Here is a 13,132-nt window from a genome sequence, read left to right as displayed (position 1 = left end):
CCCCGCCGCGCCATTGGCTCCGGCAGTCACCAGCAGTTCGCCTGTCATAATGTCACCATATCGACGGTCGGCGATCACACACTGGTCGGCATTGGCGGGAAGGGGCATGCGGCCCGACCGGATCGTTCCGGATCGGTCATACGCCACCAGTTCGCCGGTATCGTGCACGACCCACAGACAATCGGCGACGGGATCATGGGCGATGCCGTTGGCGGTGCCGGGCAGCGCGATCGGGGGTGCCAATACCGTTTCGTTCGCCGGGTCGAACCGGACCAGGTGACTGGCCCCGCCGTCCGGTCCCGACAGCTTGACCAGTATCCACAGATGCCCGTCGCTCCGGTCCAGCGTGATCCCCTGGCATGAACCGGCCATGTCGGCGGACAGCCCCAGGCGCGCCAGGTCGAATTCGGCTTCTATCCCGGTGCGGTCGGGGGACAGCCGGGTGAACAGCAACGGATGTCGTGTCGTCCGGCCGTTGCCGACATACCATCTGCCCGCCAGATCGCGGGCCAGTCCGGTGACCGCCATGCCGCGTTCGGTGGCAATCGGGGCGGATCCATCGGGCAACGTCGACCACTCAGTCACCGCGCGCGTGGTCGCGACCGTCGCGGGCAGGGGCGCTACGCCCAGTGCGTCCATGTAGCGTCGCAACGCCTGATGCAGCACGGCGTGCTGCGCGGCGGTCAACGAACCGCCGGCGACAAATGCACAGAACTGACCATCGACCGCCACGGCGTTTGCCCGTCCGATCCCGACCTGAACCGATGCTGGGTCCGCCGCCGATGCGTTGGTGTTTTCGCTCCTCAACACGCCATCGATGAAATGCCGCAGCGTTCCCGACCCCGGCCGGTCGACGACGACAAGGCCATAGCCGGTGGTGACGGTTCCGCCGGTCACCACCGCACTCCCGTTCAGCCGGCCTGCGCTCACATCGCTGCTGGCGCGCGGGTTCAGCGAGATCGAGGTGCCGGTGATCGTCCCGACCGGGGATGCCGGATTGCGGTCGGACTTGCGGCCCCATATGCCGAGCATCGCCGAGCTACGCTGGAACTGCACCGCGGCGGCGGGCACGATGCCGGGATCGATCCAGTCGTCATGGCCGTCCACCCAATAGCCGCGATCGGCGATGTGGCGCGGCGCGCCGCCGCCGAAACCGGCATCGCCGCCGTCTTTTCAGTCGAGCAGCGCCGCCTGCGGGCTGTGCGCGGCGAACAGCAACAACCGGTCGATCCGGCTCCATATCCCCGCGTCGACCAATGCCGCGACCAGCGCATCGATCACGCTTGCCCGCTGCGGCGGCGCCGGCGGCGTCATCCGCGCCAGCAGGGCGGCGGTCTCGGCGCGGACCGCGGGCGTCGGGGCCACGGCAGCCGGCGGCCGGGGGCGCGAAACGCCCCCCAGTGCGAACCCCAGCATCAACAAAACGCAACCAGCGCGGATGCGGTCGTGCCGGTCAATCGGACGTGGCTGACACGGATGGGCAGGATCGTCCCTGCGGCCACGTTTTCAAATCGGACATCCGCATCGTCGTCGATCGCCCGCAATACCACGTCGCCGGTCCCACCGACATACAGCGCCTTGGGCGTGCGCGGCAGCATCCATTGATCATCCGGCACCACGGCCATCACTCTGCGGGCAGGCGCAACAGGGCTGTCGGAATGCTGTGCGAACGGGTCTGACATGAAACCTCCTGAACCATCGTGATTCGATGTTCCGGTTATGTTTCATATTAGTTCAGTGTAGGAAAGTTCCTATGCGCCAAACGCGGGCGGCGACGTCCGCACCGCCGACGATCGGCGGTGCGGATACCGGGTCAGTCGGGCGATTGCAGCTGCGACGGCGCCGGCTGTTTTTGATCGGGGAGTGTGGGGCGGGCAGTGGGCACCGGCAGGGCGCGGCCCAGCGGACGCGCCGGTGGCTGCGTCGTCGGCGTGCGGAACATGGCGTTCGGAGTTTCGGGCAACACTGGTGCGTCGCGCGGATCGTCGGGTGCTCGCGCCAGACGATCAATCGGCCCGACAAATATCTCGAACGGATCGATCTGCTGCCGTTTGCGGCGCTCCAGATTGGCTTCCATGTCATAAGTTGCCACCGCGGTGCTCAGCGTCGCGGCCTGCAACCGGCCCAGATAGGTCAACAGATTGGCCTGCGAGGCATAGCGCTGGTATTCCGCATTCGCGACGATCACCTGTGCGTTCAGCAGGCGCTGTTCGGAATCGATCACCTCGAAATTCGACCGGAACCCTTCTTGGAAACTGCGCCGCACGCCTTCCAGCGCCTGCGCTGCCGTTTCGGCCGCTCCTTGCCCAATCGTAACCTGTTCCGCCGACGAGATTGACTGGTTCCACGCATTCTGGACCTGGGACAGGACCCCGCGGCGGCTTGCCTCGACGGTGAATTGCAAAGCCTGCTGCGTCGCCAGCGCTTGGCGGACGCGGGAATCGATCACGCCACCTGTCAGCAGCGGAATGGTAAGGGTGGCACCCGCCGACACACCGCGACGCAAGTTGTTGAACCCGATGCCGTTGGGGTCGGTAACTCCAATCGACGCATCCGCCGACAGGATCGGGTTCCGTTCGGCGCGTTCGGCGGCGATTTGTGCGCGGCCGGACCGTTCGTTCAGGATCGCCTGCCACAGCGTTGGGCTTTCCGCTTCGGCAACGCGAAACGCCATGTCGATTGATCCCGGAATGCCGGGAAGCGCCGGCGGCGGAGTCAACGCACCGGGATTGCGACCAACGACCGCGGCGAACCGTGCCCGGCTGCGTTCCAGGTTTGTTTCGGCCTGAGCGAGCTGCGTGCGGATGATGCCGAGTTGCGCTTGGGCCTGGGCAATATCGATCCGGGTCAGGTCGCCGCCGCGCTCGCGCGCCTGCGCCTGATCGACCTGTCGCTGGTACGACTGGATCGACCGCTGCTGGATTTCCACCAGACGCTGGTCGCGCAGGACCGAGACATAGGAATCGACGACTTCGAACAGGATGAAGTTCTCGACCTCGCGCAACCGCTCGCGACCCGACAGCACGCCGGCTTCCGCCGCAGAAACCCGCGCGGCGGTGCGCCCCCCGTTGAACAGGATCTGCGATGCAGTCAGCGACGCGCCGCTGTTGCGCGCGCGGTTGGTGATCAGTTCGTCGAAGAACACGTCACGCACGACCTGTTCCTGGTACCGGATGCTGCCGACAACACTCGACTGCAATCGATAGGGGGCGCTGGCTTGGATGACCGTCTCATCCAGTGAGCGCAGCTGCGCTCGCTGTGCCTCAAGCTGCGGGTTGTTGCGATAGGCATCGACCAAGGCTTGGGCAAGCGTATCGGTAGCCCCGGTCACTCCCCCCACAGGTGCCGGAGCGGGAATCACCGGAGCCACCTGCGCGGTAACCGGTGCCGCGACCGCGCCTGCAAGCAACCAGAAACGCATCATCATGGTTAATTTCCCCCACCGCCCGTGTTCGGGCTGCCCGTCCTTACCGTTTTTTCAGCCTGCCCAACAGGCGTATCGCCGGGTTAACGCTCGTGCATCGACCGGCGAAACGTCTCCATCAGCGGATCGAACATATACTGCAACGCGGTGCGCTGACGCAGCTTCACCAACACGCTGACCGGTACGCCGGGGCGGATGCCCAGATCGGCCCCGCGAACCTGACGCAGCATGGCGATCTGTCGCTGCGGCACGACGATCTCGGCCGTGAAATAGCGCTGCCCGGATTGCTCGTCGCTCAGGCTGTCGGCCGACACGTTGCGGATCGATCCCAGCAGGATCGGCAGGTCGCGTTCATGCAGCGACAGGAACTTCACCTCGGCCGTGCGTCCTTCATACACGCCATCGATGTCGCCGGGGGCGAAATTCGCCTTGATGACCAGCGGCGCGGCATCGGGCACGATGTCGAGGATCGGCTGTCCCGCCTGGACCACGCCCCCGCGCGAATAGATTTTGAGGTCGACGACCCGCCCCGACACCGGCGCCCGGATGACGGTCCGCTCCAGCTGTTCCTTGGCCGCCAGCCAGCGCGGCATCACCTCGTTCAGCTGGAACTGGGTGTCGCGCAGCGCAGTTGCCGCATCCTCGGTATAGCGGCGCGTGCTCGACACCGCGGATTCGCGGGCCTGTCCGGCCTGTTCGCGTGCCGCGGCGGCACGGGCCGCATAATCAGCATCGGCGCCTTCCAGCTGCTGGATCGACCGTTCGAGCGAACGCACGGTATTGCGCGACACATAGCCTTCGTCGGCCAGCTTGCGCGTGGCGATCAGCTGTTCCTGCAACGACTGCCGCTGCTGAAGGCTGGCGCGCGCCTGCGCCGAATAGCCGCCGACCTGTTGCGAGGCTTCCGCCTCCTGCTGGCGGATGACGGCGCGGTTCGATGCCAATGCCCCCTGCCGCGCGGACCGCTGGGCATTCTGAAGCCGCATCGATCGGTCAACCAGTTCGCGGTCGGCGCCGCTCGCTGCGGCGAAACTGGCCGGCCACTGGATCGCGCCGCCGCGGATCTCGGCTTCCAGGCGGGCACGCTGTGCCTGAAGGTCGATGACGCTGCCGGCAAGAGCGCGTTCGGTCGCCTCGACCTCTGCACCCTCAAGGCGGATGAGCACTTGGCCGCTTTTCACAGCCATGCCTTCGCGGACGTCGATCGCGGCGATGATGCCGCCGTCGCGGTGCTGCACTGTCTGCCGGTTGCCGGATACGGTGACGCGCCCCTCGCCGGCTGCCGCTGAATCAAGCCGCGCAAACGCCGCCCATCCGATCAGCACGACGAAGAACAGGACCGCAATGACGATGCCCACCATCAATGCCCGGTTGGGCGAATCGTCCAGGACCAGTTCGGGATTGTTGGCCGGCGCGGTCGCCAGGACCTGCTGCCGCGTGACGATTTCTCCGCTCACGAATTGCCTCCCTGCGCGCGCGGCTGTTCGCCGGTACTGCCGCGCGGACCCAATTGTCCGGGTTCCTTGGTTTCCTCGACCGAGGGCGCGGGTCGTATCACGTTCGCCCGGTCGTCATATACCTGGATCGCGCCATCGCGCAGCAGCATGACCTTGTCGACCGCCTGGAGCAGGCCGGTGCGGTGCGTGGACACGATCACGGTGGCGCCGCGGGCCTTCAGCTCCTGAAGCGTGGCGATCAGCCGGGTTTCGCCATTGATGTCGAGATGGGCGTTGGGTTCGTCGAGATAGAAGATCGCCGGCGATCCAAATAACGCCCGCGCCAGCGCGACCAATTGCCGCTGGCCCGACGACAGACCGCCACCCTCGCGCACGGCAAGCCGCGTGTCATACCCCTTTTCGAAGCGCAGAATCACCTCATGCGCGCCCGCCAGCTTGGCCGCGGCCAGCACTTCCTTGTCCAGCGCCTCGCCGCCACCTTCCGTCAGCGAGCGAAAGCGCGAGATGTTGGCATGAACGCTGGCCGGAAACAGGGTCGGAGTCTGCGGCATATACCCGACATGCCGGCCCAGTTCGTCGGGATTCCAGTCGTTCAGCCGCGCACCGTCGATGCGGACCTCGCCCTCGTCCGGCACCAGCGCGCCCGCCAATGTACGCAGCAGCGTCGACTTGCCGGCGCCGCTTGGCCCGACCAGGGCGACGATGTTGCCCGGTTCGATCACAAAACTGATATTGTCGAGCAGCACGCGGTCCGATCCCGGCACGCGTACCGTGACGCCGTCCACCTCGATCCGGCCGCGCGGCGCGGGCAGGGTGGTGCGCGTGGCGGTGACGTCGGGCAGGTGACAGAACTGGTCCAGATTCTTGTATGCAGTCTGTGCGGCCATGACGTTCTTCATGGCATTCAGGATCTGCTCGACCGGTTGCAGCGCCCGACCCAGGATCAGCGACGCCGCAAAGATCGCGCCGGCCGAGATTTCCTGATTGATCGCCAAATAAGCGCCCAGCGCCAGCGCCATCGATTGCAGAAACAGCCGCAGGAACTTAGTCGCCGCCAGAAAGCTGCCGGAACTGCCGGCGATCTCCGACTGGCGTTGGGCAAGATCGGTGCGTTCGGCAAGGTGACGGACGACCACTGCCTCGCGCATGCCCAGCGCGCGCGCCACTTCGGACGCCTGGATCGAATAATCCTGCGAACGGTACGCATGGCTGGTGCGGTTGGAGACGTCAGCGACCGATTTCTTGATCGCCCAGTCGCTGCCCACCGCCAGTGCGATCAGCAGCAGCGAACTCAGCAGCGCCAGCATGCCGATCCACGGATGCAGCAGCCACGAAATGATGATGTAGATCGGCGCCCACGGTGCATCGAACAGGGCGATGATCGCCGGGCCGGTCAACGTGCCGCGCAGCGTATCGAAATCGCGCATCGCCTGCGCGCGCTGCGCCGGGCTGGCGCCGCCGGTGCCGACGATGCGGTGCAGGATGTTGGCCGCCGCCATCTTTTCCAAGCGGATGCTAGCGCGCATCAGCAACCGGATACGCACCGTATCAAGCAGCGCGAACACGATCAGCGATACCGCCAGGATCAGCGACAGCACCACCAGCGTCGGCACGCCGCGCGTCGGCACCACGCGGTCATAGACCTGCAGCATGAAGATCGACGGGGCGAGGTACAGCAGGTTGATGAGACCCGAAAAGATCCCCACCGCCCAGAAGTGGCGCCGACACGCCCTCAGCGCATTCCGCAGCGGATTTTGTTCAACCTGCATTATATCCCCCCGAACCTGTCGTCCGGCCTATTGATCGAAATAGGTCATACCGGCGTTAAGCCCGCGCGCCTTTTCGAGAAATTTATCATAGCCGCGTTCGATCTGCCATGCATCGGCAATCCGCGTTTCGCCATCGGCGCGCAGGCCCAGCAACGCAAGTGCCGCTCCCGCACGCAGGTCGAGGGCGCGTACTTCGGCGCCGCGTAGCGACTGGGTACCGTGGATATGCGCCGTGCCTTCGCGCACGAAGCTCTCGACGCCCATCTTGGCGAATTCTTCCAGATAGCCATAGCGGCCGGCAAAGCGCAGGTCGACGATCCGCGATTCACCACGCGCGCACGCGCCCAGCGCCGCAAACAGCGGCTGCATGTCGGAATTGATGCCCGGATACGGCCCAGTGCTGATTTCCACCGGATAAGGGCGGCCCGAGCGCACGATCGCGGTCGATCCTTCGCGGAAGATCCTGGCGCCGCTTTCGCGCAGGAAGATCAGCGGCACTTCCAGGTCGTCGAACGGAAAGTCGCAGATCTCGACGTCGCCGCCGGTGATTACCGATCCGACCAGCCAGGTCATCGCTTCCATGTTGTCGGGCATGACCCGCCGGCTGACCCCGTTCAAGTTTTCGGCGCCGGTGATTTCGATGCTTTCCTGGCCATGCACGGTGATCGTCGCGCCCATCGCGCGCAGGAAGTCGCACAGGTCGAGGATTTCCGGCCGGATGTGCGGATTCCACAGCCGCGTCGTGCCGCGCGCCAGCGATGCCGCCATCAGCGCGTTCTCGGTCGCGCCGGTGGACCGCAGCGGCAGGACGATGTCGGCGCCGCGCAACCCGTCGGGGGCTTCGGCGTACAACCGGCCGTCCTTGCCGTACACGCGCGCGCCGAGCCGGGTCAGCACCAGTTCGTGCAGGTCATATCCGCGCCCGCCCAGGTCGCAGCCACCGGGCAGGGGCACGCTGGCAGCGCCGGTCCGCGCGACGAGTGCGCCCAGGATCAGCAGCGTGTTGCGGATCGATCGCCCGTCCCACACCAGTTCGGCCGGCGGGGTGGAGACCTCTTCGATCGTCAGCGTGCCGGCATCGACGGTGCAGCGCTTGCCCAGCACTTCCAGCATGCCGACATGCACCTGCGCGTCGAGCAGGCCGTCGGGGTAATTGTCCAGGACGATACGCTCGCTGGTCAGCAGCGATGCCGCCAGCAGGCGCAGCACGCTGTTTTTTGCACCGCTGACGGTGACGGTTCCCTCCAGGCGCGACGGGCGCACGGCCAGGATGCGGTGGGGATCGCGGTCCTCGATCCGGGTGGTGTCGTGGGCGGCAATGGCGGTCGCGTTCATTTCAGTTTCCTTGATACCGGGCGACATCGATCAGGTCGGCGACTTCATGGGCCGGGCGCATCGTCCCGTCGGGGGCCAGATGGCGGACTTCGGCATCCATGCGGATGCCCGACAATTCGGCCACCCGGTCGCGAGCAATGCGGATCAGCGCCAGCACATCGGATGCGCGCGCGCTGCCGTTATTGACTATGAAATTGGCATGTTCCGGCGAAAACTGCGCCCCACCAATCGCCGTTCCTTTCAGTCCGGCGCGCTCGATCGCCATGCCCGGTGGCCCGATCAGGTCGTACAGCTTGGGATCGCTGACGAACACCGACCCGCAATTGGCGCGCACGCGCGGAAACTTTTCGCGGCGCGCGCGCAGGATCGAGCGCGCCTCGCGGTGCATGGCCGCCCGGTCGCCCGGCGCAAAGCGCAACCGCACCGACGTCACGACCAGGTCGCCTGCCTGCAACCGCGATGCGCGGTAGCTGTAGGCCAGCGCGGCATGGTCCAGGCGGTGCGCCTGCCCGTGCCGGTCGAACGCGTCGACATGGACGACATTCTCGCCGATGCCGCGCCGCTGGCTGCCGCCGTTCATCGTCACCAGTCCGCCCAGCGTGCCAGGAATGCCGATGGCATGGACCGCGCCCGACAGGCCGGCATCGATCACTCGTCGTACAAAGGTCGGCACCCACAGCCCGGCCTCGGCATCGACAACGCCGTCATCGTGCACGACGAACCCGTTCAGCGCGCGCCCGACCCGCACGACGACGCCGCGAAACCCGTCATCGTCGAACAACAGGTTCGATCCGTCGCCGATGATGACGCGCGGCACGCCCAGCGCGTCGATCGTCGCCAGCACGCGACCCAGCGACGCGGCATCGCGCGGCGTGACGACAAAGTCGACCGGACCGCCGATCCGCCAGCGGCCAAGGGTAGCCAGCGGCACGTCGGCCCGGACCTGTCCAGGCCCCACCGCTGCCGCCAGCTCAGCGCCAACCGTCGTGGGCGATTCATCCCATCGGTCGTCCGATGTTGCAGAATGGATTGATTTCATCTTGTATCCGCGCATCCTGACTTCAATGCCAACCTAGCATACCTGTCCTGCGCGCAGCCCGCTCTCTCTCTGTCCGGCGGAGAGCGTGGTCATCATGCGGTAGCGATGCAACATAGATGGCAGGTCACATCGGGTCCAGCCACTTAATCGACAATGGCCGCCGGTGAATCATCGCATCCAAAGCCCACCGACGCTGGAAAGCTGCTTCTTTAAAGCGCTCTATAAGGCCAAAACGCTCTATAAGGGCCGTGACGCCGTTGGAGGCATCGCCAACCGCTATGACAAGCTTGGCGCTGCCGCCACATGGTGGTTATGAGCCCGGACCCCAGACCCCAGACCTGAGAAGTAACAATTATGGGCGCATGGCAGACCGAGCGCTCGATCGGGTGACGATGCCGCGCATCAGCGATATCGTCTCGCCCAGCGTACGCCGGCCCAGGGGGCGCGTCATCAGCACCGCGCCATAGGTCAGATACCCCAGCGTCACAGCAAGCAGCAGGCCGATCAACGTGCGCGGCAACAGGGCGCCGACGGCGAACATCGCGGCTCCCGCAACGCTTCCCGCCAGAGCGAAGGGCAAAGCAAGATGGATCAGGTCGCGTGCCGATACCGGTCCCCGGCTGCCAGCCAGGCGCCAGACCAGCGGCAGGCGAATGAAAATATCGCTGAGTGCATAGGCCGCGGCCACGCCTTCTGCCCCCCACGGCAAGCCGGCCGTGAACGCGACTGCGCAACTGGCGGCGTTGAAGATGCCCCACCGGCCGAACTGACCCGTGCGGCTCTGGCTGATGAAAAGCCAGCCCAGCGTTACCGTCAGCGGTTGGTGCAACGATGCCAGCGCCAGCCACCGGAAGATATCGACCGCGCCCGACCATTGCGCGCCCAGCATCAGTGGAATGGCGACATCGGCCCAAATCAGCAGGCACAGGATGCCCGGCAGCGTCAGCAACAGGATTTGCCCCACCGTTCGTGAGTAGGCGGAGCGATAGCGTTCCGGCTCGTCCACCAGTCGCGACAGGGTTGGCACCATAACGCGTTGCAATGGCCAGGTGATCTGCTGCAACGGGAACAGCAACAGCTTGTACGCCCGGTCGTACAGGCCAAGCGGCCCTGCCCCGTGGAACCTGCCGATCAGGATGTTGTCGAGGTTGCGGGCAAAGAAATTGGTCAGGTTGAACGTGGTCAACCCGCCGCCGAACCGCAGCATCGTCCAGACGCTGCGGATATTGGCGGGCCGGCCGGGACGCCATCCCGACACCATCCATGCCCCCACCACCGATGCCAGCGCACTGGCCAGCGCGCTGGCAACCAGCGCCCAGGGACTGGGATCGAACCATGCCCAGGCGATCGCCGCCGCCAGCCCGACGACCGCGGTCGCCATATCGACCAGCGCCAGCCCACCGAACCGCATCATCCGCGTCGCCATCGCCAGATGCTGGGCGCCCAGTCCCGTCGTGAAAATCGCGACCGCAAGCGCCGCGACAATGGGGGTCAGCTCGTTCGCGTCGTAGAAGACGGCAGCCAGCGGAGAACATAGCATCAGGATCAGCATCAGCGCGAACGACAGCGCCGCGTTGATCCAGAACATCGTGCTGGCCTGTCGATAGGTCAGCTCGCGACTGACCACCACCGCCTGCGACAGACCCAGATTCTGGGCCATGCTGGCAAAGGCGATGAGCGGGGACGCCATTGCCACCAGACCGAAATCCCGCGGCGACAGAAAGCGCGACAGCACCACCACCGAAGCGATCTGGACGGTCAGTTTCACGCCCTGCGCCGCGCCCGACATCATGGCCCCGCGCACGGCGCGCGCGCCCAGCCCCCCCGTGGCATTATCACGGGGAACGATATCGTCGGGCCGGTTATCCCCCTTTGCCATCCAGGCCGCCTAGCCGGTCGGCGTGTGTTTGAAAATGCGCGAACGCATCCAGCCTGGGATCAGTTTCTGCCTGACAGCCGCTTATGGCGCATCCGTGCTTTGCGGGCGCAGGCCACCAGGGCCGGTCTGTGCAACGGCCACCTTGCGAGCCACGCGGTTCAACGTGCCCACCCACCACAAATCGAGCCGCGATAGCCACAATGCTGCCAGGCCCGTTGCCAACACCGTCACCAGCGCAGCCAAGGCGACACCGATCAGGTTATAGCCTATGACCAACACCACTGCGCTGGCCAGCGATCCGATCACCGGGACGTGCAGGACATAGATGGCGAACGACAACTGCCCCAGCTTGCGCGCGCGGGGCCAGTCGGGTGCCTGCTGACGGCGCCAGCGATGCACGCCAAGAAATACCAACACCGCGCCCGCGCCGTGGATCAGCCAATCCATGCGCAGCACATGTGCACCGATCTGCGGATCGGTTGCCATTTCCTCGGGAAAGGGCTTGTAGGTCGATCCGATCGCCAGCCCAAACAGGATCAGCGTCGCCGCCAAATGCGGCGAAAAGCTGATGGAGGAGCTACGCAAATATTTGGTCAGCAGCACCGTCAAGGCACAGATAGAACAAAGCGAGTGCAGCGGTAGCGCCAAAACGGCGATCAACCCGGTTACGGCCACGTCGAACAAGGGGCGCCGCTCTCCGGCGATTACCAGCGCAGTGGACAACGCAATCAGGCTACCCAGCAATTCATAGCGCATGGTCCACAGGACCGAATTATACTGACTCAACCCTTGCGCGAACAGGCGGATGCTGTCGGTTGCACCACCAACGACCGACGGATCCGGCCAGTTGTTGTTGATCTTGACCCCACCGCTATTGGCCAACCACGATGAACCGGTAAGCGCCGAGGCCTCGACATTCATCATCCATCCGGCCGCGAATAACAGAGCGGGCAGCACCGCTCCCACAAATGTCATCGGAAACAGGCGAGGAAACCGCTTCGTCATCGCTACCAGCGTTGGCACCGTCACCCGCGTTTCGACCAGCTTGACCGTCAGCGCAAAACTGGACAGCACAAAGAAGATCGTGACCATGAACGGTCCGTTGACCAGCGCCAGCACGAACGGTCGCTCGACTGCGATGCCCATAACATCGGCGAGCAACGGCATTTGTGATGGAGGCAGGAACGCACGCAGGAAATGATAGACCACGACAGCCAGCGCAGCCAGGCCGCGCAGCAATTCAAGGTCGTCGTAGCGTGTCGGCCTGTTCATTTCCGGCACTCCTGCCAAACGAGGAAGAATTGTCTCCTAGCTACTGTCCGGTACCGGTCATTCATAATGCGGCAAGCTGTTCCGGTTTAGCGTCACGCATATGTAACGAAGCGTCGAATCGCCCCGTCCTTTAATGGCAAATTTATTATTCAAAATTCGCTGTTATATGCCTTATCCTCGGCATATTGCGTTTGCTAACGGTTTTTAGCTATCATTATCTGGATCAGGGAACGGCTTGGGATCTGCCCGACAGCTTCACACTGATCAGCGCAGCGCAGGGGGCCATGTGCATTATCGGTCAATCGACGATCTGAACCGGACGGTTCAGGCCCGCGTTGCGATGCTGCCGCGTGATATCGACCTTGTCGTTGGCATTCCCCGAAGTGGGCTGTTGGCAGCCAATCTCATCAGCCTGGCGTTGAACCTGCCATTGGCAGATCTTGACGGCTTTCTCGAAGGGCGCATCCTGTCGGCGGGGTCTACCCGCCGCCGCCCCGGTTTCGATCGTGCAGCCGATGCGTTCGAGCGGGTGCTGATCGTCGACGACAGCATCCTGTCGGGCGCGGCAATGCGCGAGGCGCGGGAAAAGGTCGCTCGTGCCGGGCAGTCGCATCGCTGTCTCTTCTCCACCGTATATGGCCCGGAAGAAGATGTGGTCGAAGTCGACATCATCATGGAACGCGTGCCACGTCCACGTGTATTCCAGTGGAACTTCATGAACCACAAGGTGCTGGAACGCGCATGCCTCGACATTGACGGGGTGCTGTGTTTCGACCCCACGCACGACGAAAATGACGACGGGCCCAATTACACCCGTTTCCTGGCCAATGCCCGACCGCTGATGGTGCCTGGTCGGCGCGTGGCGCATCTGGTGACGAGCCGGCTCGAACGCTATCGCCCCGAAACCGAAGCGTGGCTGGCCGCTCGCGGCATCGAATATGGCAAATTGTGGATGCT

General features: G+C 64.8%; 12 protein-coding genes. 2 read left to right on the top strand and 10 right to left on the bottom strand.

Going from position 1 to position 13,132, the window contains the following annotated elements:
- The 8 genes from VL973_RS06570 to murB all read right to left on the bottom strand — a co-directional run.
- On the bottom strand, nt 1–1,107 hold a 1,107-nt coding region (locus tag VL973_RS06570), incomplete at its 3' end, for an NHL repeat-containing protein (RefSeq protein ID WP_325283229.1).
- Between the two features lie 66 nt (nt 1,108–1,173).
- Complete coding sequence (locus VL973_RS06565; protein WP_325283228.1) at nt 1,174–1,365, bottom strand: hypothetical protein; 192 nt, start codon at nt 1,363–1,365, stop codon at nt 1,174–1,176.
- 50 nt (nt 1,366–1,415) lie between these two features.
- The gene (locus VL973_RS06560) at nt 1,416–1,682 is read right to left on the bottom strand and encodes a spike base protein, RCAP_Rcc01079 family (RefSeq protein WP_414712201.1); all 267 of its coding nucleotides are present in this window, start codon (nt 1,680–1,682) and stop codon (nt 1,416–1,418) included.
- A gap of 131 nt (nt 1,683–1,813) precedes the next feature.
- Nucleotides 1,814–3,427: a TolC family outer membrane protein gene (locus tag VL973_RS06555; RefSeq protein ID WP_325283226.1), complete on the bottom strand. Its 1,614-nt coding sequence runs from the start codon at nt 3,425–3,427 to the stop codon at nt 1,814–1,816.
- A gap of 80 nt (nt 3,428–3,507) precedes the next feature.
- Nucleotides 3,508–4,881, bottom strand: a complete 1,374-nt coding sequence (locus VL973_RS06550; RefSeq protein WP_325283225.1) for an HlyD family type I secretion periplasmic adaptor subunit — start codon at nt 4,879–4,881, stop codon at nt 3,508–3,510.
- A complete protein-coding gene (locus tag VL973_RS06545; RefSeq protein WP_325283224.1) occupies nt 4,878–6,650 on the bottom strand; it encodes a type I secretion system permease/ATPase in 1,773 nt (590 codons plus the stop codon). Before VL973_RS06545 ends, VL973_RS06550 begins: the two co-directional genes overlap by 4 nt.
- A 27-nt stretch (nt 6,651–6,677) precedes the next feature.
- Nucleotides 6,678–7,985, bottom strand: coding sequence for a UDP-N-acetylglucosamine 1-carboxyvinyltransferase (locus VL973_RS06540; RefSeq protein WP_325283223.1), 1,308 nt, complete (start codon nt 7,983–7,985; stop codon nt 6,678–6,680).
- Nucleotide 7,986: 1 nt separating this feature from the next.
- Nucleotides 7,987–9,039, bottom strand: coding sequence for a UDP-N-acetylmuramate dehydrogenase (gene murB / locus VL973_RS06535; protein ID WP_325283222.1), 1,053 nt, complete (start codon nt 9,037–9,039; stop codon nt 7,987–7,989).
- Nucleotides 9,040–9,187: 148 nt separating this feature from the next.
- Between murB and VL973_RS06530 the strand changes: the two genes are divergently transcribed.
- On the top strand, nt 9,188–9,340 hold the full coding sequence (locus VL973_RS06530; RefSeq protein ID WP_325283221.1) for a hypothetical protein: 153 nt from the start codon (nt 9,188–9,190) through the stop codon (nt 9,338–9,340).
- A 36-nt stretch (nt 9,341–9,376) separates the two neighbouring features.
- On the opposite strand, the gene VL973_RS06525 is transcribed toward VL973_RS06530, so the two are convergent.
- On the bottom strand, nt 9,377–10,903 hold the full coding sequence (locus VL973_RS06525; RefSeq protein WP_325283220.1) for a lipopolysaccharide biosynthesis protein: 1,527 nt from the start codon (nt 10,901–10,903) through the stop codon (nt 9,377–9,379).
- A gap of 81 nt (nt 10,904–10,984) precedes the next feature.
- A complete protein-coding gene (locus tag VL973_RS06520; protein ID WP_325283219.1) occupies nt 10,985–12,175 on the bottom strand; it encodes an acyltransferase family protein in 1,191 nt (396 codons plus the stop codon).
- 286 nt (nt 12,176–12,461) lie between these two features.
- Here VL973_RS06520 and VL973_RS06515 point away from each other — a divergent pair.
- Nucleotides 12,462–13,132, top strand: a 671-nt coding sequence (locus tag VL973_RS06515) for a phosphoribosyltransferase (RefSeq protein ID WP_325283218.1), incomplete at its 3' end; no start/stop codon positions are given.

This window comes from Sphingomonas sp. (genome assembly GCF_035490575.1).
Taxonomy (GTDB): Bacteria; Pseudomonadota; Alphaproteobacteria; order Sphingomonadales; family Sphingomonadaceae; genus Sphingomonas.
Note: the sequence above shows the minus strand (reverse complement) of the source record. Positions and strands in the feature narration are given on the sequence as shown.